This is a genomic window from Mycobacteriales bacterium (assembly GCA_035995165.1).
In the GTDB taxonomy this organism is placed as follows: Bacteria; Actinomycetota; Actinomycetes; order Mycobacteriales; family CADCTP01; genus CADCTP01.
Map to the genome: position 1 here is coordinate 16608 of DASYKU010000025.1, position 22461 is coordinate 39068.

Below are 22461 nucleotides of genomic sequence, written 5' to 3' on the forward strand. Positions count from 1 at the left end.
CTCTCCGTGTGACGGTCAGGGGCAGGGTGGGCGGTACGGCACCCCGGTGACGTACCGGTCCCACTCCGCCCGCGTCACCGGGTCGCCCGCCGTCGCGCAGACCTGGCGGGCGACCTGCTCCGCGTCCAGGTTCCACAGGCGGACCGCGCCGTCGGCCAGCCCGGCGGCCAGCCAGGTCCCGTCCGGCCGGAAGTCGGCGCTGAGCACCGCGTCGCTCGCGCTGGTCAGCCGCAGCAGCAGGGTCGGCGGGCCGGCGCCGCCGACGTGCCACGCCCAGAGCGTCCGGTCGCCGCCGGTCGCGGCGAGCACGGTCCCGGACCGGTCGAAGGTCACGCCGTTGACGTAGTCGCCGGGCCCGCTGAGCGTCGGCAGCGGCACCGGCCGGCGGATGTCGTGCACGTCCCAGCGCCGGACGGTGGCGTCGGCGCTGCCGGCGGCCAGCGTCAGGCCGTCCGGGCTGAACGCGACGGAGTCGACGTAGCTGGCCGGGCCGTGCAGCGTCGTGATCGGGGTCCGGGCGCCGTCGACCAGCCAGATCCGGACCGTCTCGTCGGCGCTCCCGGCCGCGACGTACCGGCCGGTGGGGTCGAAGGCGACGCCGAACGTGTAGTTGTCGGCGCCGACCAGCGCGACCGGGTGGCCGGGGTCGGCCAGCCGCCAGAGCCAGACCCGGTGGTCGTTGCCGCTGACGGCCAGCCGGGTGCCGTCCGGGCTGAAGGCCAGCGCCTGGACGACGGCGGTCGGACCGGTCAGCTCGGTCGCGACGCCCTGCCGCCAGAGCCGTACCGAGCCGTCCTTGCTTCCGGTGGCGATGGTGCCGCCGTCCGGGCTGACCGCCATCGCCCCGGTGAACGGCGCGTCGTCCGGTCCCCGCAACGGGGGGCCGTCCGGCTCCGGCCGCCGGGGATCGCGGACGTCCCAGGTCCGGACGGCGTCGTCCAGGACGCCGCCGGCGATGGCGAGCCGGTCGCCGCCGTCGAGGTACTGCACGCCGAAGACCGAGTCGGGCAGCCGGGCCAGGGTGGGTCCGGGCAGCGGCCAGCTCCGCAGGGCCCCGTCGGTGGCGCTGGTGACCAGGGTCCGGCCCGCGTCGGCGAAGCGGACCGCGGTCACCGGGCCGGGATGGGGCAGCGTCCCGGCCGGCCGCCGGTCCGGCAGCGACCAGAGCCGGACCATGCTGTCCGAGCCGCCGGCCGCGAGCAGCCGGCCGTCGGGGCTGAACGCGACCCCGTTGATCCAGCTGGTCGCGCCGGTCAGCGACGGCTGCCGGGTCCCGGCCGGCTCCGACCAGAGGTGCACGGCCGTGTCCGCGCTCCCGGCCGCCAGGGTCCGCCCGTCCGGGCTGAACGCGACCGCGAAGACCGTCTTCCTGGCCCCGGTCAGGACCTGCACGGCGCGCGTCCGCAGGTCCCAGCGGTACGCCTTGGCATCGTTGCTGCCGGCCGCGAGCGCCCGGCCGTCCGGGCTGTACGACAGCGCCTGGACGTAGCCCTCCGGTCCGCGCAGCGGCGGCAGCGCGCGGGGCACGGCCGGGTCGGCGAGCGACCACTGCCGGACCAGGCCGTCCGCTCCCCCGGCGGCCAGCGTCCGGCCGTCCGGGGCGACGGCGATCGCGAAGACCGTCGGCAGCGCGCCGGTGGAGCCGACGACCGCGGTCAGCGGGAGCGGCCGCCCGGGGTCGGCGATCGACCAGAGCCGGAGCAGGCCGTCGGAGCCGCCGGTGGCCAGGACGCGGCCGTTCGGGGTGATCGCGACCGCGAAGACCGTCGCCGAGGGGCCGGTCGAGCCGGTCACGGTGCCGAGCAGCCGGCGGGAAGGCAGGTCCCAGATCCGGACCCGGCCGCCGGCCCCGCCGGCCGCCGCGATCCGGCCGTCCGGGGTGAGCGCGACGGCCTGCAGGACCCCGGCCGGGCCGAGCAGCCGGGTCGGGGCCGGCAGCGAGGAGGAGTCGACCAGGCTGGAGCGGGCCTCCGCCGTCGGCGAGATGCGGTACGCCACCAGCGCCAGCTGCATCGACAGGTTCCGGTTCATGTCCCGCAACCGGTCCGCGTCCGTCGCCACCCGGCGGGAGATGGCCTGGTCCCGCTGGCCGTCAGCGAGCCGGCGCTGCTGGAACAGGTAGCCGGTCAGCCCACCGGTCACCAGCAGCAACGCGCAGGCGACCGCGAGCAGGGAGCGCAGCCGGCGGGCGCGGCGGCGATCCCGGACCTGCTCCGCGGTCGCGGCCTCGCAGCTGGCGGCCAGAAAGGCCTGCTCGGATCGGTTGAGCGCGGCCGGATGGTCGGCGACCCACTCGGTCGCGGTGACCAGCCGGCCGCCGCGCAGCAGCGTGTGCGGGTCCCGGTCGGCCTGCTGCCAGACACCGGCGGCCTCGGTGAGCCGCCGGTGCACCCGCAGCCCGGCCCGGTCCGCGTCCACCCACTCCCGCAGCCGCGGCCAGGCCGACAGCAGCGCCTCGTGCGCGATCTCGGCGGTGGTCGCGTCGACGGTGACCAGCCGGTGCTCGACGTACCGGTCCAGCAGGGTGGCGTCCTCCAGCTCGGTCCGGGGCACCCGGCGGCGGGTGTCGGCCGCCTCGTCCTCGACGTGCACCAGCCGGAGGAACAGCCGCCGGGCGCCGTCCCGCTCGTCCGGGGTGAGGGCGAGGTAGATGTCCTCGGCGGTCTGCGCGATCGCCCCGCCGATACCGCCGCTGCCGAGGTAGTCGGCGACCGTGAGCCGGCCGCGACGGCCGCGCTGCCAGGTCGCGAGCAGCGCGTGCGAGAGCAGCGGCAGGGTGCCGGCGTCGCCGCGCGGGGCGGCGTCGCGCAGGATCACGTCGACCAGGCCGCTCTCCAGCTCGACCGCGGCCAGCCGGGCCGGCTCGGTGATGGCCCGGCGCAGGTCCGGCGGGGCCATCGGGCCGACCACGACCTGGCCGTCCTGCAGCGCCGGCACCAGCCCGGGTACGGCGGCCGCGGCGGCCCAGAAGTCGGCCCGCAGGCCGAGGATCACCCGGGCCTCGCCGGCCAGCGCGGTGACCGCGTCGGCGACCTCGTCCCGCGGGTCGGCCGACGTCGTGAACACCTCCTCGAACTGGTCCAGGACCAGCACCAGCGTGCTGCCGGGAGCGGCCGGCGGCTCGGCCCGCAGCCGCTCCAGCGGGTGCTCGCCCGGCACCAGCAGCCGGCAGTCCCAGACCGGGGTCCCGTCCGGGTGCAGCTCCCGGCGCAGCGCCGGCAGCACGCCCGCCCGCAGCAGCGAGGACTTCCCGGACCCGCTCGGACCGGTGACCACCAGCACCGTACGGGCGGTGCGGACGCGCTCGACGACCTGCCCGGTCAGCGCCTCCCGGCCGTGGAACCAGCGCTCGTCCTCCGGCTCGAACGTCGCCAGCCCGCGGTACGGCTCGGGCTCGCCCGCCGACCCCCTGTCCGACGCCCGCGGCGCCGGTCCGCGCCGGACCCGGACCAGCGCCTCGACCCAGCGGGCGATCTCGTCCGGGTCGTCCAGGCCGCAGACGCGCACGATCTCGGCCAGCAGCGGCTGGTTGTTCGGGCCCGGCAGGTGCCGGCCGCTGAAGTAGCCGCCCGCGGTCGAGTTCCGGATGCCGACCGCCCGGGCGACCTCGCGGACGGTGAGCCCGGCCCGCTCCCGCAGCCGGCTGAGCTCGCGGGAGAACTCCGGCCGGGTGGCGATGCGGTCCGGATCGGGACGCTCGGAATACGGCTCGGGCATCGGCCACCTCCCGGGACAAGGGATGTCGAAATGTTGCCACGACAATCGCCCGGGCGTACGGACTTGTACGGCCTTTCGTGCGCACCTGTCGCACTCCGCGTCCAGCGCCTTGACTCGGTCCGGGGGTGAGCGACGACGCGAAGGAGCACGGCAGATGACACGGACCTGGCGGCGCAGCGGTACCTGTACGGGGGCGGACTCGACCTGCGTGGAGGTGGCGGTCGACCCCGACGAGGTCGCGGTACGGGACTCGAAGCAGGCCGGCGGCGCGGAGCTGCGGTTCACCCCGGCGGAGTGGCGCGCCTTCGTCGCGGGGGTCCGCGCCGGCGAGTTCGACGTCTAGACCCGGGCGCGGGTCCGGAGGAGTTGCAGGGTGTGGGCCGGGTCGAGCGCGCGGGCGGCCGACTCGGCGAACGCCGCGGTGTAGCGGCTGACGTCGGCCCCGGCCTCCAGCAGCGTGTTGCCGGTGAGCTGCTCGAGGTAGACCACGTGCGTGTCGGCCGGGTCGGCGAAGCCGAAGAGCGTGAACATGACGCCCAGCGCCGCATACCCACCGGCGCCGAACGGGACCACCTGCAGCGTCACGTGGTCCCGCCGCCCGAGCGCGGCCAGGTGGTCGAGCTGGTCCGCGAGCACCTCGGGACCGCCGACCTCGCGGCGGAGCGCGGCCTCGTCCAACAGCACGTGCAGCCGCGGCGGGTGCGGCCGGTCCAGCAGCTGCTGGCGGCGCACCCGCAGCTCGATCCGGCGCTCGACGTCCGGCGGCGGGGCCGCGGCCGGGATCGAGATCAGCGCCCGCGCGTACGCCGCGGTCTGCAGCAGGCCCGGCACCAGCGGCCCGGCGTGCTGCTCGATCACCGCCGCGCCGTCCTCCAGCCCGAAGAACCGGCTGGACTCGGCCGGGACGACGTCCGCGTACTGCTGCCACCAGGCCCGGCGGCGGGCGAGCCGGACCAGCTCGGCCAGCGCCTCCCGCTGCGGGTCCGAGATGCCGTAGAGGTCGAGCATCGCGTGCACGTCGGTGGCCTGCGCGCCGACCACCCCGGTCTCGATCCGGCTGATCTTGCCGGCCGAGCACTCCAGCCGCGCGGCCACGTCGGAGATGGTCAGCCCGGCGGCCGACCGGAGCCGGCGCAGCTCCGCGGCGAGCCGGCGACGGCCTACCGCCGGGCTGTCCATCGCCTGCATACGTACGACTCTGTCAGCGGTCGTTTTCGCTCGCAACATGTCGCCTGCAACTTGCAGATCACTCCCCGTGGCAGCAAACTCGGCAGTCGGGGGTCGCCTCGGCCCGGCACGGGGGCGGGCGGTGGCGACCCCCACCAAGATCATCAGGCGACCACGGTCCCGGTGACCTCGCCCAGGGCGATCAGCCCGGCCGTCGCCGAGATCGTGATCGTGTCGCCGTCCAGCAGGTAGGTCCGGGTGCTTCCGTCTCCGAGTGCCAGCGGCGACGCCCCGTCGCGGGTCAGCTCCAGCAGCGAGCCGAGCTGGTCCGGGGCGTCGCCGGAGACCGTGCCGGAGGCGTAGAGGTCGCCGGGTCGCAGGCTGGCACCGTTCGCGGTCAGGTGGGCCAGCTGCTGGGCGGCGGTCCAGTAGAGCGCGGCGGCCGGCGGCCGGGAGATCACCTGCCCGTTCAGCCGGACCTCGATCGCCAGGTCGAGCGCCGGGCCGGCCGGCCGCAGGTGCGGCAGCGGCGGCGGGTCCTGGGCCGGCGGGTCGGTGAACGCGCCCTCCAGCGCGGCCAGTGGCACCACCCAGGGCGAGATCGAGGTCAGGAACGACTTGCCCAGGAACGGCCCCAGCGGCCGGGACTCGAACGACTGGATGTCACGGGCGCTCCAGTCGTTGAGCAGGACGACGCCGAACACGTGCCGCCGCCAGTCGGCCGGGGCGACCGGCGAGCCGAGGGTCGAGGCGGCGCCGACGACGAAGCCGACCTCGGCCTCGATGTCCAGCCGCTCGCTCGGCCCGTACGTCCCCGGCTTCAGCACGCCGCGCGGGCGGGTGACCGGCGTACCGGAGACGACGACCGTGCCGGCCCGGCCGTGGTAGCCGATCGGCAGGTGCTTCCAGGCCGGCGGCAGGGCCGGGGCGTCCGGGCGGAAGATCCGCCCGACATTCGTCGCGTGCTGCTCGGAGGAGTAGAAGTCGGCGTAGTCGGCGACGGTGAACGGCAGCTGCGGCGTGCCCGGGTCGTGCAGCGCGGCGTCCACGGCCCGGCGGTGGGCCGGGGTGTCCTCGGTGAGGATGCGCCGCAGGGTCGCGCGGACCTCGGCCCAGGCGTCCGGGCCGGCCGCCAGCAGCCGGTCCAGGCTCGGCTCGCTCACCAGTCGGGACAGCTCGGGCGCCAGCGTGACGACCATGGTCTCGAGGTCCAGGGCCCGGTCGCCGAGCGGGACGACGACACGCGACCCGGCCACCCCGTACGGCAGGTTCTCGACCCCGAACCCGGTCCCGTCCGGCACCACCACCCAGCTCCCGCTCACGCCGCCGGACGCTAGCGCATGCCGGCGGCGGAGTACTGCTGGTCAGGGCGTACTACTCAGAGAGGTAAATACCACCGGGAGTAGTACGCGTTCGAGCGGGCACCATCCCGGCGGCGGGTTGACGGCGGCGGCGGGGCGAGCGAGGGTCGGGCGCGGGGACAGCGTCGTTCCCGGGTCCAGGAGGAGGCGGCGGATGCCGTACTACCGGCAGGTCGGCGAGCTGCCGCGCAAGCGGCACACCCAGTTCCGCAAGCCCGACGGCGGTCTGTACGCCGAGGAGCTCATGGGCAGCGACGGGTTCTCGGCCGAGTCGGCGCTGCTCTACCACGAGCACCTGCCGACCGCGATCGTCGATTCGCGCATCTGGGAGTCGCCCACGGAAGGGCTGACCGCGAACCACCCGCTGCTGCCGCGGCACCTGCGTACGTCCAAGCTGGACGCCGGGTCCGGCGACGCGATCACCGGGCGGCAGCTGCTGCTGGCCAACGACGACGTCCGGATCTCCTACGCGGTCGCGGACCGGCCCTCGCCGCTCTACCGCAACGCCGTCGGCGACGAGTGCGTCTACGTCGAGTCCGGGACCGCGACCGTGGAGACCGTGTTCGGCGCGCTCACCGTCGGGCCCGGGGACTACGTGCTGCTGCCGACCTCGACCACCCACCGCTGGGTCCCGGACGGTCCACTTCGGACACTCGTGGTGCAGGCGGCCAGCCACATCGGGCCGCCGCGGCGCTACCTCTCGCCGCGGGGGCAGTACCTGGAGTCGGCGCCGTTCTGCGAGCGGGACCTGCGCGGGCCCTCGGCGCCGCTGGTCTCGACCGGCACCGACGTGGCGGTGGTGGTCCGGCACCGGGCCGGGACGTCCGTGCTGACGTACGCGGACCATCCCTTCGACGTGGTCGGCTGGGACGGCTGCCTCTATCCGTACGCGTTCAACGTGAGCGACTTCGAGCCGATCACCGGGCGGGTGCACCAGCCGCCGCCGGTGCACCAGACGTTCGAGGGGCACAACTTCGTGATCTGCTCGTTCGTGCCGCGGAAGGTGGACTACCACCCGCTGGCGGTGCCGGTGCCGTACAACCACGCGAACGTCGACTCGGACGAGGTGCTGTTCTACGCGGCCGGCGACTACGAGGCGAGGCGCGGGTCCGGCATCGGGCAGGGGTCGATCTCGCTGCACCCGAGCGGGTTCACGCACGGACCCCAGCCCGGCGCGGTCGAGCGTGCGCTGGGCGCCGAGCGCTTCGACGAGCTCGCGGTCATGGTCGACACCTTCCGCCCGCTCTCCCTCGCTCCCGCCGGCCTCGCCTGCGAGGACCCCGGCTATGCCTGGACCTGGTCCGGCCGCCACCCCTGAACCGCTTGCGCCGGGCGGCGCTGTCGCGGATGATGGACAGCGCGGAAGGTCCAGAGGACCTGACGAAGTGGGCCCGGCTCCTCTCCGGACGGTGAGCAGCCGGGTTTCGCGCTGTCAACGCGCGAGCCCTCCAGCGTCGGCTCGACCCGCCGCCGCCAGTCCCGCCCGCGCCGACCGCCCGGACGATCGGGTCGGCGGCTCGTCGACGTACCCGTGCATCCGGACAGAATGCCCCATGGCGACAGGCTTGCTACCGATCGGCGCGGGCGGCCCTCAAGCGCACCCCACGGCCGTCGGTAACATTGGGGGGTGACTGCGGGACGGACCAAGGGTGTGGCGCGGCCGATCCGGGTGTTCGGGGATCCGGTGCTGCGGACACCGGCCGACGAGGTGACCGAGTTCGACGAGTCGCTCGCGCAGCTGGTCGACGACATGTTCGCCTCGATGTACGCGGCCGAGGGCGTCGGCCTGGCCGCGAACCAGATCGGCGCCGGCCTGTCGGTGTTCGTCTTCGACTGCCCCGACTCCGCCGGCACCCACCACGTCGGGCACGTGGTCAACCCGGTGCTGGTCTCGGCCGGCGGCGAGATCGACGACGACTTCGAGGGCTGCCTGTCGATCCCGGGCCTGCACTACGAGACCGAGCGCGCGTCGTACGCGGCGGTCGAGGGCAAGGACATGACCGGCGCCCCGGTCCGGTACGTCGGCGACGGCCAGTTCGCCCGCTGCCTGCAGCACGAGACCGACCACCTGCGCGGCCTGCTGTTCGTGGACCGGCTGCGCGGGCGGACCAAGCGCAAGGCGATGCGCGAGGTCATGGCCGCCGACTGGATCCAGCCGGGCTGAGCCCCGCCCGCTCAGCGGTCGTCGGTCGTGGAGGGGATGGGGACGGTCTCGGCGGAGGGGTCGACCCGGGCGGCTTCGGCGACGGCCGCCGCGACCGCCCGCGGGACCTTGGGGTCGAACACGCTCGGCACCACGTACGACGCGTTGAGCTGGTCGTCGGTCACGACCGCCGCCAGCGCCGCCGCCGCGGACAGCAGCATCGAGGTGGTGATGTTGCGGGCCCTCGCGTCCAGCAGCCCGCGGAACACCCCGGGGAACGCCAGCACGTTGTTGATCTGGTTCGGGTAGTCGCTGCGCCCGGTCGCCACCACCGCCGCGACCTGCCGGGCGGCGTCGACGTCGACCTCGGGGTCGGGGTTGGCCAGCGCGAAGACCACCGGCCGCGGCGCCATCAGCGTCAGCCAGGCCGGGTCGATGACCCCGGCCGCGGACACCCCGATCACCACGTCGGCGCCGGTCAGCGCGTCCGGCAGCTCGCCGGTGACGTTCTCCGGGTTGGTCCGCTCGGCCAGCCGCCGCTTCGAGCCGGACAGCCGGTCGTCGGACGGGGCGAGGATGCCCTCCCGGTCCCAGACCAGCAGGTGCCGTACGCCGGCCTCCAGCAGCAGCTCGGCCACCGCGGTCCCGGCCGCACCGGCTCCGCAGACCACGACCTTCACCGAGCCGAGCGCCTTGCCGACGCAGCGCAGCGCGTTGGTCAGCGCGGCCACCACGACGATCGCGGTGCCGTGCTGGTCGTCGTGGAAGACCGGGATGTCCAGCAGCGCCCGCAGCCGCCGCTCGATCTCGAAGCAGCGCGGCGCGCTGATGTCCTCCAGGTTGATCCCGCCGAATCCGGGCGCGATCGCCTTCACCACCTGGACGATCTCGTCGACGTCGGTGGTGTCCAGGCAGATCGGCCAGGCGTCGATCCCGGCGAACCGCTTGAACAGCGCGGCCTTGCCCTCCATCACCGGCATCGCCGCGCCCGGCCCGAGGTCACCGAGCCCCAGCACCGCGGTGCCGTCGGTGACGACCGCGACCGTGTTGCCCTTCGAGGTCAGCCGCCGGACGTCGTCGGGGTTGCGGGCCAGCGCCAGGCACACCCGCGCCACCCCGGGCGTGTACGCCATGGACAGGTCGTCGCGGGTCCGCAGCGGCACCTTGGAATGGGTCTCGATCTTCCCGCCGATGTGCAGCAGGAACGTCCGGTCGCTGACCTTGTGCACGGTGACACCCTCGACGGCACCGAGCGCGGCGACGATCTCGTCCGCATGCTCACCGTTCACCGCCGAGCAGGTGACGTCGACCGTGATCCGGTCGTGCCGGGACTCGGCGACATCGATCGCGGTCACCACCCCGCCGGCGGTGCCGACCGCGGTGGCGATCCGGCCGACCACCGCCGGGTCCGGGTCGGCCTGCAACCGCACCGTGATCGAGTAGGACGCACTCGTCGGGACCGGACGTCTCGGCCGGTCCGACATCGTTCCGGTGCCGGACGGATCCACGCTGACCATGCCGCCAATCCTGCCACCGCCGGGTCGGCAGCGGTTCGTGCCGATTGCTCAGCAGTCGTCGCAGTCGTCCGGGGTGTTGCCGAAGACCCGGGTCCCGTCCAGCGTGAGGATGTTCACGGTGAGGATGCCGCCGCCCACGTCGGTCGCGGTGTTGCGGGTGACCTGACCGCCGTGCATGGTCGCCACCCCCTCGCTGAACATGCCGCCGCCGACGCCGGTGGTGCTGTTGCCGACCAGGTTGGTCGACCAGGTGGTCAGGTCGCCGGCGTTGAAGATGCCGCCGCCGTCGAAGCCGGACCGGTTGCTCGAGACCAGCGAGCGGGTCAGCGTCATGTCGCCGAGGTTGAGGATGCCGCCGCCGGCCCCGACCGTGCGGTTCTGGGTCACCAGGACGCGGGTCAGCGTCAGCGTGCCGGAGCTGCTGATGCCGCCCCCGCCGCCGAACCCGGTCGAGTTGCCGTTGCGGACGATCACGTCGGTGAGCGCGACGACCGCCGGCGCGTCGACGACGAGGACCCGGCTGACGTTCGCGCCGGTGAGCACCGGACGGCCGGCTCCGGGCGCGCTGCCGACCAGGGTGAGGCTCTTGTCGAGCAGGAACGGGCCGGTGCAGGTGCCGGAGATCACCAGCCGGTTCCCGTCGGCGGCCGCGGCGATGGCCGCCTGCAGGGTGCCGAACGAGCTGGTGCCGTTGCGCACCGAGCAGGCCGCGGCACCGGCCGTGCCCCCGACGGTGACGACGGTGGCAGCCGTGGCCACCGCGAGCAGGACAGCCTTGACGATCGTTCGCACCATTGCGAACTCCCCCCGGAGGTGTTTATCGACGCTTGGGAATCTCCCACGGAGTTCGCGGCGGGACAATGCGCCCGTCGGCGCAGCGCCGCACCGCTGATCGCGGGGTCAGCGCCGCCCGAGCCAACCCCGCAGCGGCCGCGGCCGGACCAGGAACGCCTCCGCCTCCAGCGCCGCGACCGCGATCCGCGGCAGCTCCCGGGCGGAGGGGAAGCAGAGGAAGCGTGGCTCCCAGGTCGGCTGGAACTTGGCGTTGAAGCGGTAGAGCGTCTCGATCTGCCACCACCGCGACGCCGCGACCAGCACCGAGCGCCAGGCCCGGGCGATCGGGCCGGCCCCGATCCGTTCGCCCCGCTCCAGCGCGGACCGCAGCACCGCGAAGTTCAGCGACAGCCGCCGTACGCCCAGGGCCGGGCCGGCGTCGGCCAGCGAGACGACCAGGAACTCGTTCAGCCCGTTGTCCGCGGTCCGGTCCCGGCGCATGAGGTCCAGCGACAGGCCGTCCTCGCCCCAGGGCACGAAGTGCAGCAGCCCGCGCAGTGTTCCGTCCTGGTGCGCGGTGACAACCACGCAGTCGGGGTCGGCCGGGTCGCCGATGCGGGACAGCGCCATCGAGAAGCCGCGCTCGACCGTGCCGCCGCGCCAGGCCGCCGCGACCGAGACCAGCTCGGACAGCTCGGCCGGCGGGATCTCCCCGGTCCGCCGGACCGCCGCGGTGAAGCCGGCCCGCTCGATCCGGGAGACCGCCTGCCGGACGCCCCGCATCGGCCGTCCGGCCTGGCTGAACGTGTCCAGGTCGAGCACGGCCTCGTCGCCCAGCTCGTACGCGTCCAGGCCGTGCCGGGCCCAGACGGTCGCGCCGAGCTCGCCGCAGCCGATCGTGGCCGGCACCCAGGCGTGCCGCCGGGCCAGCTCCAGCGTCTCGGCGATCGCGCCCGGCCAGGCCTCCGGGTCGCCGATCGGGTCGCCGCTGGCCAGCAGCACCCCGTGCACGACCCGGTACGCCACCGCCGCCTTGCCGCTGGCCGAGAACACCACGCTCTTGTCCCGCCGCAGCGCGAAGTAGCCGAGCGAATCGCGCCCGCCGTGCCGGGCCAGCAGCTCCCGCAGCCGCTGCTCGTCGGTGCCGGAGAGCAGGGCCACCGGCTCGGCCGCCCGCAGCACCAGGTACGCCGTGGAGAACGCGGTCAGCAGCCCGAAGGCGAGCAGCACGGCCGAGACCAGGTCGGCCGCCCGGTCGCCGGAGAACCGCAGCGGGCCGCGGACGCCGACCAGCCCGAGCAGCACGTGCCGCAGCTGCATCCCCAGCGACGGGCGGCCGACGACGTGGTCGCCGTACACCTGGAGCATGAGCAGGCCGAGGCCGGTGCCGATCGCGGCCAGCTGGACGAACCGGCGGACCACGAGCCAGCGGCTGGTCGGGTCGCCCTCGGCCTGGAACTCGCGCCGGGTCGCCACCAGCAGGCCCAGCACCGCGAGCGAGGCCAGCGCCTCCTCCACGTCCAGGCCCTTGGCCAGGTGGGCGATCGCGACCAGGAGCGTCACCGCGACCGCGGTCAGCCAGGCCCGCCGCTTGCGCCGGCGCAGCCCGCCGGCCAGGTAACAGAGCAGCACGCCGAGCGCGGCCGCGACCGCCGTCGCGGTGTCGGCGCCGAGCAGCGGGACGAGCTCGGTGAGCACCCGCATCCGGCCCCGGATCGGCGGCAGCAGCGCGCTGACCACCGTGCCCGCGCCCAGCAGCCAGGTCACGGTGGCCACCAGGGTCGCGGTCCGCCGGCTCGCCTCCCTGACCGTCGCCGCCTCCGGGCCCCGAGGGACCAGGAGGGTGGGTCTGCTCACGACTGCTCCTCGATAGATGGCGCGGCGTTGCGCCCTGGCGCGCCAACCGTACGGGCCGGACGGTGAGGGGCCGGTGAGCGCCCTATCGTGATCGGGTGGGCGGGCCCGGCGTGCGGCGGTGGCGTCGTCCCACCGTTGCCGGGGCCTTCCGGGGCGCCGACGTCGGCTGGGCGTACGCGGCCGTGGTCGTCGTCGTGGCGATCGTGGTCCGGGTGCTGCCGGGGACGCGGCCCCAGGACCTGGTCCTGGACACCAGCACCAACCTGGACAACCTGCGGCACACGCCGCTGCTCGTGCTGGGGGCCAGCGCGTTCGTGGTCTGGCCGCTGTGGGGGCTGTGGATCCTCGCCCCGCTGGTGCTGGTCTTCGGGGCGGCGCAGCGCTGGCTGGGCCGGACCGCGACGATCATCGTCGCCGTGCTCGGGCACGTCGGCGCGACGCTGTTCGTGGCCGTGCTGCTCGCCGCCGGGATCAACGACGGCGTGGTCGACCCGGCGATCGCCCGGGAGCCCGACGTCGGGGTCAGCTACGGGCTGGCCGCCGTGGCCGGGCTGCTGGCCGGCCGGGTCCCGCGCCGCCTCCGCCCCTGGTACGTGCTGGGCCTGCTCGTCGTCACCGCCGGCCCACTGGGGCTGGACACCGACGTCACCGGCGTCGGGCACGTCCTCGCGGCGCTGCTCGGCTTCGCCCTGGCCGTGCTCACCACCCGCGCCGCCCGCCGTCCCCCGTCCTGAGCGCGCGGACGGTCAGCCGCGGTCCGTCATCGTGTAGCGCAGCCGGGCCATGCCGAACTCCGCGGCCGGCTCGATGTCGGCCTCGGCGAAGAGCACGTCGATCCGGCCGGCCAGCACCTGCGGGTCCCAGCGGCCGCCCTCGTTCTCCAGCGCGGCCGCGGACGTCCACGGCCGGTAGAGCTCGACCGCGTTGCCCTGGACCCCGAAGACCTTGCCGCTGATGTGCGCGGACGCCTCGCTGACCAGGTACGACACCAGCGGGGCGACGTTGTCCGGGTCCCAGAAGTCGAAGCCCTCGTTCGCCCCGAAGATGTCCCCGTACGCCCCCTCGGTCATCCGGGTGCGCGCGGCCGGCGCGATCGCGTTGCAGGTCACGCCCATCCGGGCCGACTCGAGCGCGACGATCTGCGCGAACGCGGCGATGCCGGCCTTGGCCGCGCCGTAGTTCGACTGGCCGAAGTTGCCGAGCAGGCCCGAGGTGGAGGCGGTGCAGACGATGTGGCCGGGGCCGCCGTGCTCCCGCCAGTGCCCGAGCGCCGCGTGCGTCGGCGCGTAGTGCCCGCGCAGGTGGACCCGGACGACCGTGTCCCACTCCTGCGGGCTCATCTTCACCAGCGTCCGGTCCCGCAGCACGCCGGCGTTGTTGACCAGCCCGTCGAGCCGGCCGAACTCGCGCACCGCGGTCGCGATCAGCTCGTCGGCGACGGCGATCTCGGAGACGTCGCCCTCGACCAGGACCGCGTTCCCGCCGGTGGCCTTGATCTCGTCGACGACCGCGGCGCCGACCGCCGGGTCGAACTCGTTGAGCACGATCGCGGCGCCCTGCCGTGCGCACTCGAGCGCCTCACCACGGCCGATACCGCGCCCGGCGCCGGTCACCACGACGACCTTGTCGTCCAACAGCCCCATGTCGGCCACCGTACCGGCGGCGCCGATAGAGTCAGCATGTGGCCGGGTATGTCGACAGCGAGGTGGGTCGGCTGCGTACGGTCCTGTTGCACCGGCCGGGCGCGGAGCTCAAGCGGCTGACCCCGCGCAACAACGACCAGCTGCTCTTCGACGGGATCCCGTGGGTGGACCGGGCCCAGGACGAGCACGACGGGTTCGCCCAGGCGCTGCGCGACCACGGTGTCGAGGTGCTCTACCTGGGCGAGCTGCTGGAGCAGACGCTGGTCGAGTCGGACGCGCGGGATTCCACGATCGCGGCCGTGCTGGACGACCCCCGCCTCGGCCCGACCCTCCGTACGGTCGTGCAGCGGCACCTGTCCGAGCTGCACCCGACCGACCTGGCCGGGGTGCTCACGGCCGGGCTCACCCAGCGGGAGCTGAAGACCGGCCGCGGGCTGACGTACCGGCTGATGGACGAGCACGACTTCGTCGTCGACCCGCTGCCCAACCTGCTGTTCACCCGCGACTCCAGCGTCTGGATCCGGGGCGAGGTCGCGGTGACCAGCCCGTCGATGCTGGCCCGCCGCCGGGAGACGACGCTGCTGCGGGCGATCTACGCCTCGCACCCGCGCTTCGCCGGCACCGCGACGGTGTACGAGCCGCAGTCGGAGTGGCTGGAGGGCGGCGACGTGCTGCTGCTCGGCCCGGGCGTGCTCGCGGTCGGCACGGGCCAGCGGACCACGCCGGCCGGGGTGGAGACGCTGGCCCGCCGGGTGTTCGACGAGGGGCTGGTGCACACGGTGGTGGTGGTCCCGATCGCGCAGGAGCGGGCGACCATGCACCTGGACACGATCTGCACGATGGTCGACGTCGACGCGGTCACGCTGTATCCGCCGGTCGCGGACACGCTCGCGTACACGGTCACGGCCGGGGACGACGGTGAGCTGGTGGTCGGCGAGCCCGAGCCGTTCCTGGCCGCGGGCGCGCGGGCGCTCGGGCTGGACCGGATCCGGGTCATCGGGACCGGGCTGGACCCGGTGACGGCCGAGCGGGAGCAGTGGGACGACGGGAACAACACGCTGTGCGTGGCGCCCCGGCTGGCGATGGCGTACGAGCGGAACGCGGAGACGAACGCGCAGCTCGAGGCGCACGGCATCGAGGTGATCCGGATCGCCGGCTCCGAGCTCGGCAGCGGCCGCGGCGGCCCCCGCTGCATGAGCTGCCCCGTCGAGCGCGACCCGCTCTAGCGCCGCCGCGCGACCCGGCGGCCGACTAGCGCAGGGTGAGCTGGCGGCCGCGCAGGCCGTCCCGGGCGCGCCGCTCGGCGCTGGACAGCGGTCCGTCCTGACCGAGCGCCTCGGTCAGCCGCCCGGCGAACTCCCGGGCCGGCTCCTCCCACTGCTCGGCCGGCAGCTCCGTCGGCAGGTCCCAGACCGGGACGAGCAGGCTGTGGGCCCGGAAGGACCCCGCGTACCGGGTGTCCACGCCGAGCGGCAGCGTCCCGGCCGCGCCGAGCCGGGCCAGCGCGTCGAGCAGGGCGTCCTCCTCGTACGGGACGACCCAGCGCAGGTGCGCCTTGTCCCCGATCCGGCACCAGTACGCCGCGCCGGGCTCGACGTCGAGCCGGACCGTCGGCACCACGGCCGCGTCGGCCCGCTCCATCGACGCCGCCACCTCGGGGTCGTCCGAGGTCGACCCCTCCAGCCAGAACGCGAAGTCCCGGTGCACGGTCGGCTCCACCGCCCCGTCCAGGTCGAGGAGGTCCTGCAGCCGCGGCCCCGGCCCGGGCAGCCCGGTCGTCGAGACCATCGTGCCGGGCTCCGCCACCAGGGCCTGCTCCAGCACGTGGGCCACGTCCCGGCTCACGTCGCCGGAGCGCGCGTGGACCTGCAGGCCGAGCAGGATCCGGCCGTCGGCCCGCACGATCGCGGGCAGCGCCAGCGGCAGCAGGGTGGCCAGCGTCACCTCGCGGTCGGAGTCCTTGAGGGTCAGCGGCGCGGTCGCGGACGGCACCAGCTCGCGCATCGCGACCCAGTCGCACTCGGCCGGCAGCCCCTCGAACGGCCTGGGCACGGCGACGTCGCCGGCCCCGTGGCAGCTCTTGTAACGGCGGCCGGACCCGCACGGGCAGGGCGCCTTCGGGTCGACCTCCCCCTCGGGGGTCGTCCGGGCGGAACGGCGTGCGGCGGTGCGGCGACTCACCCGCCGACCCTACCGACACCCCTGGTACGGACCGGACCGGCCCGTCAGGACCTGACCGCCAGCTCGACCCAGACCGTGCTGGCCGGTCCGCCGCCGTTGCTGGACTGCTCGACGCCCCAGTCCCGGGCCAGCGCGGCCACGATGGCCAGGCCGCGGCCGCGGACGTCCTCCGGCCCGGCGTCGTGCCGGGCCGGCACGCTCGGGCCGCCGCCGTCGGACACCCGCAGCCGGACGCACTCGTCCTCGACGGTCCAGCTCACCTCGAGCAGGCCACCGGGCAGCGGCTCGGCGTAGCGGACGGCATTCCCCACCAACTCGCTGATCACGAGCGTCGCATCGGCGATCACGGCCGGGGGCAGCCCGGCATCGGCAAGATCCGCACTGAGCTGACGCCGTACCTCGCCGGCACTCGCCGGCGTGTGGCGAACGGTCACCAAGCGGAGCACTGCGCCTCTTCACGCCACGTCTTGACGGTCGGTCGGTCGGATCTGAACTTCGAGAGGTATCCCCCGACGACCCGAGTCGGTAACCCTCTGCGCCGCACGGTAGTGCGAACGTATACAGGCTGCGACCATCGGCGCGCGAAAACCGCTCCGGAGGGTAAGGATAGGCCGAGTGACGAGCCCTCCTGTCGTGATCGTCGGTGCTGGTATCTCCGGTGTCGCATGCGCGCGTGAACTGACCGCCGCCGGCGTCCCGGTCCGCCTGCACGAGCGCTCGTACGTGCCCGGTGGCCGGATGTCCTCCCGCACGCTGGCCGGGCGGAAGGTCGACCTCGGCGCGTCGTACCTGACCTGCCGGACGCCGGAGTTCGGCGCGGTGGTCGAGTCCTGGCAGCAGCGCGGGCTGATCCGGCCCTGGACCGACCGCTTCGCCGTCCGTACGCCCACGGGCTGGGACCTCAGCGACCCCGGCCCGGTCCGGTACGGCACCCCGGGCGGGTTGCGCTCGCTGGTGGTGGACCTGGCCGCGGGGCTGGACATCGCGTACCGGTCGGAGGTGGCGGACGTGGGACCGGGCCCGACCGTGGACGGGGAGCCGGCCGCCGCGGTCGTGCTGGCCATGCCCGACCCGCAGGCCTGCGACCTGCTCGCCGACGAGCTGGCCGCGGAGCTGGCCGCGGTCGCGGGCCGGGAGTCCGAGCCGGCGCTGACACTCGCGGCCGGCTGGGACGAGCGCTGCTGGCGGGACCTGGACGGCGCGTTCGTGACCGACGACCCGGACCTGTCCTGGGTCGCCGACGACGGCCGCCGCCGCGGGGACGGGGCGCCGGTGCTGGTCGCCCACACCACGTCGGCGTTCGCGGCACCGCACCTGGACCGGCCCCGGGACGCCGCGGAGCCGGCCCTCGCCGCGCTGCAGCGGGTTCTGGAGATCGACCGGCCGCCGGCCTGGACGTACCTGCACCGCTGGTCGCTGGCCAGCCCGGCCGCGCCCCACGACGAGCCGTTCCACCTGGGCGGATCCGGGGTCGCGCTGTGCGGGGACAGCTGGGGCTCGCCCCGGGTCGAGACCGCCTGGACGTCCGGGCACCGGCTCGGCCGGGCGCTGGTGGAACGGCTGGCATGAGTGCCGCCGACCGGTTGATCGAGCAGCTCGCCCTCGAGGCCCACCCCGAGGGCGGCTGGTTCCGCGAGGTCTGGCGGACGCCGGTCGAGCTGACCCCGGCCGGCTACCCCGGTCCGCGCTCGACCGCGACCAGCATCACGTTCCTGCTCCGGGCGGGCGAGCGGTCCCGCTGGCACCGGGTCCGCTCGGACGAGCTCTGGCTCTGGCAGGGCCTCGGGCCGGTCCGGCTGCGCCTCGGCGGGACCGGCGCCGCGCCGGCGGCCGGGACCGGGCTGGTCGTCGGTCCCGACCCCGGCGCGGGCCACCTCCTGCAGGGCCTCGTCCCGGCCGGCGCCTGGCAGGCGGCCGAGCCGCTGACCGACGCCGGCGCCCTGGTCGGCTGCGTGGTCTCGCCCGGCTTCGCGTACGAGGACTTCGAGCTGGCCGAGTAGGGCGTCAGTCGGTCCGGCGGAACTGGATCGCGGCCACCGCGAACATCGCCACCCCCAACCCGAAGACGACCAGGATGTCGAGCCAGATCGGGACCACCCAGCTGCCCCAGGTGACGCCCGGGTCGAGCCGGTCCCGGATCGCCGGCGGCACGTCCAGGTGCGCGAACACGACGTGCCGCATGGGCTCCACCGCGTAGGACAGCGGGTTGATCCGGGTGGCCACGGTCAGCCAGGCCGGCAGCCCGGTCAGCGGGAACAGCGACCCGGACAGGAACATCATCGGGGTCAGGACCAGCTGCACGATCGGCATCACGGCCTGGAACTTCTTGATCCGGGCCGAGATCATCAACCCGAACGCGGTCATCGCCAGCGCGGTCAGGAACAGCAGCGCGAGCAGGGCGATGATCATCAAGGGGTCGTACGGGACACCGACCAGGCCGGCCAGCGCGATCAGGATGACCGCCTGCAGGGTCGCGATCGCGCCGCCGCCCAGGCACTTGCCGGCCAGGATCGCCGAGCGCGGCACCGGCGCGACCAGCATCTCCCGCAGGAACCCGAACTCGCGGTCCCAGACGATCGAGATGCCGGCGAAGATCGCGGTGAACAGGGTCGAGGTCGCCACGATGCCGGGGAACAGGAAGGTCCGGAAGTCGACCCCACCGGTCGCGGACCGGGTCAGCCCGGACAGGCCGCTGCCGAGCACGAACAACAGCAGCAGCGGCTGGGCCAGGCCGGAGATCAGCCGGCCCTTGGACCGGACGAACCGGATCATCTCCCGCTGGTAGACGACCTTGACCGCGCGCAGGGTGTGCGCCGGGCCGGACCCGGCCAGCGAGACCGGCGCCGGCGGGGCCCCGGTCCGGCGCGGGACCTCGGTCGTGGGCTGGGTGCTCATCAACGCCTCCCGGCCCGCATCATCATCGGCGGCATCCGGCGCTCGCCCTGCTCCGCGTCCAGGATCGTGCTGCCGGTGTGGGACAGGAACACGTCGTCCAGGGACGGGCTGGCGACGCTGACCGATCGGATCGGCACCCCGAGCTCGGCGAACAGCCGCGGTACGAACCGCTCCCCGTCCGGCACCGAGAACGTCACCTCACCCGAGTGCATCCCGGCCTCGACCCCGAACGTCGAGCGCAGCGCCGCGATCGCGGCCTCGTCGTCGGCGGTGGTGATCTGCACCCGGTCCTTGCCGACCGCGGCCTTGAGCGCCTCCGGCGTGTCCAGGGCGACGATCCGGCCCGCGTTCATGATCGCGATGCGGTCGCAGTTCTCGGCCTCGTCCATGTAGTGCGTGGTGAGGAAGACGGTGATGTCCTCGCTCTCCTTCAGCTCCCGGACGTACTCCCAGACCGAGGCCCGGCTCTGCGGGTCGAGCCCGATCGTCGGCTCGTCGAGGAACAACACCCGCGGCGAGTGCAGCAGACCACGGGCGATCTCCAGCCGGCGCTTCATCCCGCCGGAGAACGTCTCGACCACGCTCTTGCGCCGCTCGGCCAGCCCGACCAGCGCGAGCAGGTCGTCGATCCGGCGGGACAGGACGGCCTTGGGCACGCCGTAGAGCTCGCCGTGGAAGCGCAGGTTCTGCTCGGCGGTGAGGTCGACGTCCAGCGTCGGGTCCTGGAAGACCAGGCCGATGCTGCGCCGGACCGCGTCCCGCTCGGTCCGGACGTCGTGCCCGGCGACCCGGGCGCTGCCGGCGGTCGGCCGGGCCAGCGTGCAGAGGATGTTGATCGTCGTGGACTTGCCGGCACCGTTGGGGCCGAGGAAGCCGAAGGTCTCCCCGGGCTCGACCCGGAAGTCGATGCCGCGGACGGCCTCGATCTCCCCGAAGCGCTTCTCCAGGCCGGTCACCTCGACGGCGGCCGGACGTTGCTCAATCATGGGTGCATCCCACCATTGGAGATTCCCTCGGTCAACCTCATATGATGGGTCCATGCCCGAGCCGGACATCGCGACGCTGACGCACCGGCTGGCCGCGCTGACGCGCCGGGCGATCGGCGACCGGATGGCCCACGAGAGCTGGGCCCACGAGGCCGGGTTCCGGCCCGGCTGCATCGGCGTGCTGCACGTGGTGGCGGCGAAGGAGCCGGTCTCCCAGCGGGAGGTCAGCGACGCGCTGCTGCTCGACCCGAGCGACCTGGTCACGCTGGTCGACATCCTGGAGCGGGCCGGCCTGCTCGAGCGCCGCCGCGACCCGGCCGACCGCCGGCGGTACGCGTTGGAGGTCACCCCGCAGGGTCAGCTCGCCGTCGTCCGGCTCCGCGAGATCAACCGGGAGGCGAACGAGGAGCTGCTCGCCCCGCTGGACGCGGACGAGCGCGCGCAGCTGGCCGGGTTGCTGACCCGGGTGGTCCACCACCACACCGGCCACCCCGCTGACGACACCGCCGCCCCGCTGCCGGACCAGGTCCCGGCCGGGGAGGCCGCGGCCCGGGACGCGGCGCTGCGGGCGGCGGCCGACCGTGACGCGGCCGCTCGCGAGGTCGCCGCGCACCCGGTGAACCCCGAACGTGCGCCGGAGCCGTACGACCCCGACCGCGAGGCCGAGCGCGCCCGCGAATCGCTCCGTCCCTGACGGGCCCGGCGGCCGCGCCCGCGAATCGCTCCGTGCCTGACGGGCCCGGCGGCCGCGCCCAACCAATTCCTACCGCCCCCCGGGCCGCCGGCCGAGAACCGGGCGGCGAGCTCAGGCGCGGAGGCGGGCCAGCACGTCGGTGGGGCGGTTGGTGATGATCGCGTCGACGCCGAGGCCGAGGACCAGCTCGATGTCGGCCGGCTCGTCCACGGTCCAGACGTAGAGGCGGTTTCCCTGCGCATGCACCCGGGCCACGTACGACGGGTGCGCCCGCAGGATCTCCACCCCCGGCCCGGCGATGTCCGCGGCCGCCGGCAGCGACCCGTCCCGGCGCCGGACCGGCACCCGCTCGAGCAGCAGCACGGTCTCCAGCGGCGGCGCCAGCAGCCGGACCCGCCGCAGCGCCACCGGCGAGAAGCTCATCACGGTGACCGGCGAGCCCGCGCCGGCCACCCCGTACTTCTCCAGCAGCCGGACCAGCTGCTGCTCGACCAGCCCGGCGTACCGGGTTGGGTGCTTGGTCTCGATCAGCAACCGCACCCCGGTCCCCTCGACGACCTGCAGCAGCCGGTCCAGGGTGAGCACGGGCGCCTCGGTGCTGTCCCGGTCCTCGATGTAGATCCCGGCCTCGGCGCCGGTCGCATGCCAGGAGCCGAAGTCCAGCCCGCGCAGGTCGTCCAGGTCGAAGTCGGAGACGACACCGTGCCCGGTCGACGTGCGGTCGACCGTACGGTCGTGCACGCAGACCAGGTGCCCGTCGCGGGTCAGCCGGACGTCGCACTCGACGCCGTCCGCGCCCTCGTCGATGGCGCGCAGGTAGGCCCCGAGCGTGTGCTCGGGGAGCGCGTCGGCCCCACCGCGGTGGGCGAAGACGAGCGGCCTGTTCATAGCACGCGGGCCGGTTGTCCGTTCTCGCTGATCATTTCGCGGCCGGCGCCGGCCCACGACTGCATGCCGCCGTCGAGGTTGCGCACGTTGTCCCACCCGTTGCCGAGTAGGTAGGAGACGACCTGGCCGGAGCGGCCGCCGGAGCGGCAGACCACGACCACGTCGACGTCGGTCGGGACCTCGGCCATGCGGGCCGGGATCTCCATCATCGGTACGTGGTGGGCGTCCGGCGCGTGGCCGGCCGCCCACTCGTCGGGCTCGCGCACGTCGAGCAGGTAGGCCTCGGCGGGCACGTCGGTGGGGGCGACGTTGGGTACTTGCGGTCCGAACACGCTTTCAGCCTAAGGGTCGGTGTCAGCTCTTCTTGATGTAGGGACTCATCTGGTCGTTCTTCACGGCGTTGAACAGGGCCAACGCCTTGTCCCGGTCCGAGAGCACGACCGACTGGCCGTCGACGGTGGCGCTGCCCTTGTTGGGCATTGTGATGAACGTCAGGTCGTTGGAGCGGAGACTGCGGAAGTTCACCGCCGCGTCGGTCAGCGAGAAGCCCTTGTCGACCGTGACCGCCTTGGTGACCGCCTTGAGGAAGTTGTTGAGCTTGCTCGGGTTGGTCAGCACGCCGCTGCTCGACGCCTTCG

The 22461-nt window shown here is 74.4% G+C and carries 22 protein-coding genes; 8 read left to right on the forward strand and 14 right to left on the reverse strand.

Annotated elements, in window-relative coordinates; all coding sequences use genetic code 11:
- Positions 1 to 15: 15 nt before the first annotated feature.
- The gene (locus VGP36_04485) at positions 16 to 3717 is read right to left on the reverse strand and encodes a helix-turn-helix domain-containing protein (GenBank protein HEV7653983.1); all 3702 of its coding nucleotides are present in this window, start codon (positions 3715 to 3717) and stop codon (positions 16 to 18) included.
- 154 nt (positions 3718 to 3871) lie between these two features.
- Here VGP36_04485 and VGP36_04490 point away from each other — a divergent pair, with 154 nt between their 5' ends.
- Positions 3872 to 4060, forward strand: coding sequence for a DUF397 domain-containing protein (locus tag VGP36_04490; protein ID HEV7653984.1), 189 nt, complete (start codon positions 3872 to 3874; stop codon positions 4058 to 4060).
- Here VGP36_04490 and VGP36_04495 read toward each other — a convergent pair.
- Complete coding sequence (locus VGP36_04495; protein ID HEV7653985.1) at positions 4057 to 4905, reverse strand: helix-turn-helix transcriptional regulator; 849 nt, start codon at positions 4903 to 4905, stop codon at positions 4057 to 4059. The two genes, VGP36_04490 and VGP36_04495, sit on opposite strands and share 4 nt — an antisense overlap.
- Positions 4906 to 5048: 143 nt before the next feature.
- Positions 5049 to 6206, reverse strand: coding sequence for a fumarylacetoacetate hydrolase family protein (locus tag VGP36_04500; protein HEV7653986.1), 1158 nt, complete (start codon positions 6204 to 6206; stop codon positions 5049 to 5051).
- Positions 6207 to 6399: 193 nt separating this feature from the next.
- Between VGP36_04500 and VGP36_04505 the strand changes: the two genes are divergently transcribed.
- Together VGP36_04505 and def are read left to right on the forward strand one after the other, a co-directional pair.
- Positions 6400 to 7563 (forward strand): homogentisate 1,2-dioxygenase, encoded by a 1164-nt coding sequence (locus tag VGP36_04505; protein ID HEV7653987.1) that lies wholly within the window; start codon positions 6400 to 6402, stop codon positions 7561 to 7563.
- A gap of 309 nt (positions 7564 to 7872) precedes the next feature.
- A complete protein-coding gene (gene def / locus VGP36_04510) occupies positions 7873 to 8409 on the forward strand; it encodes a peptide deformylase (protein ID HEV7653988.1) in 537 nt (178 codons plus the stop codon).
- 11 nt (positions 8410 to 8420) lie between these two features.
- Here def and VGP36_04515 read toward each other — a convergent pair whose 3' ends face one another.
- The 3 genes from VGP36_04515 to VGP36_04525 all read right to left on the reverse strand — a co-directional run bounded on the left by VGP36_04515 (position 8421) and on the right by VGP36_04525 (position 12536).
- Complete coding sequence (locus tag VGP36_04515) at positions 8421 to 9818, reverse strand: NAD-dependent malic enzyme (protein ID HEV7653989.1); 1398 nt, start codon at positions 9816 to 9818, stop codon at positions 8421 to 8423.
- A 135-nt stretch (positions 9819 to 9953) separates the two neighbouring features.
- Positions 9954 to 10700, reverse strand: coding sequence for a hypothetical protein (locus VGP36_04520; protein HEV7653990.1), 747 nt, complete (start codon positions 10698 to 10700; stop codon positions 9954 to 9956).
- A 105-nt stretch (positions 10701 to 10805) separates the two neighbouring features.
- Positions 10806 to 12536: a phosphatidylglycerol lysyltransferase domain-containing protein gene (locus tag VGP36_04525; protein HEV7653991.1), complete on the reverse strand. Its 1731-nt coding sequence runs from the start codon at positions 12534 to 12536 to the stop codon at positions 10806 to 10808.
- 95 nt (positions 12537 to 12631) lie between these two features.
- Here VGP36_04525 and VGP36_04530 point away from each other — a divergent pair, with 95 nt between their 5' ends.
- Positions 12632 to 13270 carry a rhomboid-like protein gene (locus VGP36_04530; GenBank protein ID HEV7653992.1) on the forward strand — a complete coding sequence of 213 codons (639 nt, stop codon included), beginning with the start codon at positions 12632 to 12634 and terminating at the stop codon, positions 13268 to 13270.
- A gap of 12 nt (positions 13271 to 13282) precedes the next feature.
- Here VGP36_04530 and VGP36_04535 read toward each other — a convergent pair whose 3' ends face one another.
- Positions 13283 to 14179 carry an SDR family NAD(P)-dependent oxidoreductase gene (locus tag VGP36_04535; protein HEV7653993.1) on the reverse strand — a complete coding sequence of 299 codons (897 nt, stop codon included), beginning with the start codon at positions 14177 to 14179 and terminating at the stop codon, positions 13283 to 13285.
- Positions 14180 to 14217: 38 nt separating this feature from the next.
- On the opposite strand from VGP36_04535, the gene VGP36_04540 reads away from it, so the two are divergent.
- Complete coding sequence (locus tag VGP36_04540) at positions 14218 to 15405, forward strand: arginine deiminase (GenBank protein HEV7653994.1); 1188 nt, start codon at positions 14218 to 14220, stop codon at positions 15403 to 15405.
- A gap of 25 nt (positions 15406 to 15430) precedes the next feature.
- Here the strand turns inward: VGP36_04540 and VGP36_04545 are convergent, their stop codons facing one another.
- Together VGP36_04545 and VGP36_04550 are read right to left on the reverse strand one after the other, a co-directional pair.
- A complete protein-coding gene (locus VGP36_04545; GenBank protein HEV7653995.1) occupies positions 15431 to 16360 on the reverse strand; it encodes a DUF5926 family protein in 930 nt (309 codons plus the stop codon).
- A gap of 44 nt (positions 16361 to 16404) precedes the next feature.
- Positions 16405 to 16806 carry an ATP-binding protein gene (locus VGP36_04550; protein HEV7653996.1) on the reverse strand — a complete coding sequence of 134 codons (402 nt, stop codon included), beginning with the start codon at positions 16804 to 16806 and terminating at the stop codon, positions 16405 to 16407.
- Positions 16807 to 16975: 169 nt separating this feature from the next.
- Between VGP36_04550 and VGP36_04555 the strand changes: the two genes are divergently transcribed.
- Positions 16976 to 17929: an FAD-dependent oxidoreductase gene (locus VGP36_04555; protein ID HEV7653997.1), complete on the forward strand. Its 954-nt coding sequence runs from the start codon at positions 16976 to 16978 to the stop codon at positions 17927 to 17929.
- Positions 17926 to 18360, forward strand: a complete 435-nt coding sequence (locus VGP36_04560; protein HEV7653998.1) for a cupin domain-containing protein — start codon at positions 17926 to 17928, stop codon at positions 18358 to 18360. The genes VGP36_04555 and VGP36_04560 overlap by 4 nt, the downstream gene beginning before the upstream one ends.
- 4 nt (positions 18361 to 18364) lie before the next feature.
- Here the strand turns inward: VGP36_04560 and VGP36_04565 are convergent, their stop codons facing one another.
- Together VGP36_04565 and VGP36_04570 are read right to left on the reverse strand one after the other, a co-directional pair.
- Positions 18365 to 19255, reverse strand: coding sequence for an ABC transporter permease (locus VGP36_04565; GenBank protein ID HEV7653999.1), 891 nt, complete (start codon positions 19253 to 19255; stop codon positions 18365 to 18367).
- Positions 19255 to 20241: an ATP-binding cassette domain-containing protein gene (locus tag VGP36_04570; GenBank protein ID HEV7654000.1), complete on the reverse strand. Its 987-nt coding sequence runs from the start codon at positions 20239 to 20241 to the stop codon at positions 19255 to 19257. Before VGP36_04570 ends, VGP36_04565 begins: the two co-directional genes overlap by 1 nt.
- A gap of 52 nt (positions 20242 to 20293) precedes the next feature.
- Here VGP36_04570 and VGP36_04575 point away from each other — a divergent pair, with 52 nt between their 5' ends.
- Entirely contained in the window at positions 20294 to 20935 is a 642-nt protein-coding gene (locus VGP36_04575; GenBank protein ID HEV7654001.1) for a MarR family winged helix-turn-helix transcriptional regulator, read from the forward strand.
- A gap of 111 nt (positions 20936 to 21046) precedes the next feature.
- On the opposite strand, the gene VGP36_04580 is transcribed toward VGP36_04575, so the two are convergent.
- From VGP36_04580 to VGP36_04590, 3 genes are all read right to left on the reverse strand, one after another.
- Positions 21047 to 21823, reverse strand: coding sequence for a glycerophosphodiester phosphodiesterase family protein (locus tag VGP36_04580; protein HEV7654002.1), 777 nt, complete (start codon positions 21821 to 21823; stop codon positions 21047 to 21049).
- Positions 21820 to 22155 (reverse strand): rhodanese-like domain-containing protein, encoded by a 336-nt coding sequence (locus VGP36_04585; GenBank protein ID HEV7654003.1) that lies wholly within the window; start codon positions 22153 to 22155, stop codon positions 21820 to 21822. Before VGP36_04585 ends, VGP36_04580 begins: the two co-directional genes overlap by 4 nt.
- A 22-nt stretch (positions 22156 to 22177) precedes the next feature.
- The coding region (locus VGP36_04590) for a hypothetical protein (GenBank protein ID HEV7654004.1) at positions 22178 to 22461 on the reverse strand (284 nt) is incomplete at its 5' end.

Excerpts from the sequence above, each read along its gene's own strand:
- VGP36_04485 (HEV7653983.1), bottom strand. The coding sequence starts at position 3,717 with ATGCCCGAGCCGTATTCCGAGCGTCCCGATCCGGACCGCATCGCCACC.
- VGP36_04490 (HEV7653984.1), top strand. The coding sequence starts at position 3,872 with ATGACACGGACCTGGCGGCGCAGCGGTACCTGTACGGGGGCGGACTCG.
- VGP36_04495 (HEV7653985.1), bottom strand. The coding sequence starts at position 4,905 with ATGCAGGCGATGGACAGCCCGGCGGTAGGCCGTCGCCGGCTCGCCGCG.
- VGP36_04505 (HEV7653987.1), top strand. The coding sequence starts at position 6,400 with ATGCCGTACTACCGGCAGGTCGGCGAGCTGCCGCGCAAGCGGCACACC.
- VGP36_04520 (HEV7653990.1), bottom strand. The coding sequence starts at position 10,700 with ATGGTGCGAACGATCGTCAAGGCTGTCCTGCTCGCGGTGGCCACGGCT.
- VGP36_04535 (HEV7653993.1), bottom strand. The coding sequence starts at position 14,179 with ATGGGGCTGTTGGACGACAAGGTCGTCGTGGTGACCGGCGCCGGGCGC.
- VGP36_04560 (HEV7653998.1), top strand. The coding sequence starts at position 17,926 with ATGAGTGCCGCCGACCGGTTGATCGAGCAGCTCGCCCTCGAGGCCCAC.
- VGP36_04565 (HEV7653999.1), bottom strand. The coding sequence starts at position 19,255 with ATGAGCACCCAGCCCACGACCGAGGTCCCGCGCCGGACCGGGGCCCCG.
- VGP36_04570 (HEV7654000.1), bottom strand. The coding sequence starts at position 20,241 with ATGATTGAGCAACGTCCGGCCGCCGTCGAGGTGACCGGCCTGGAGAAG.
- VGP36_04575 (HEV7654001.1), top strand. The coding sequence starts at position 20,294 with ATGCCCGAGCCGGACATCGCGACGCTGACGCACCGGCTGGCCGCGCTG.
- VGP36_04580 (HEV7654002.1), bottom strand. The coding sequence starts at position 21,823 with ATGAACAGGCCGCTCGTCTTCGCCCACCGCGGTGGGGCCGACGCGCTC.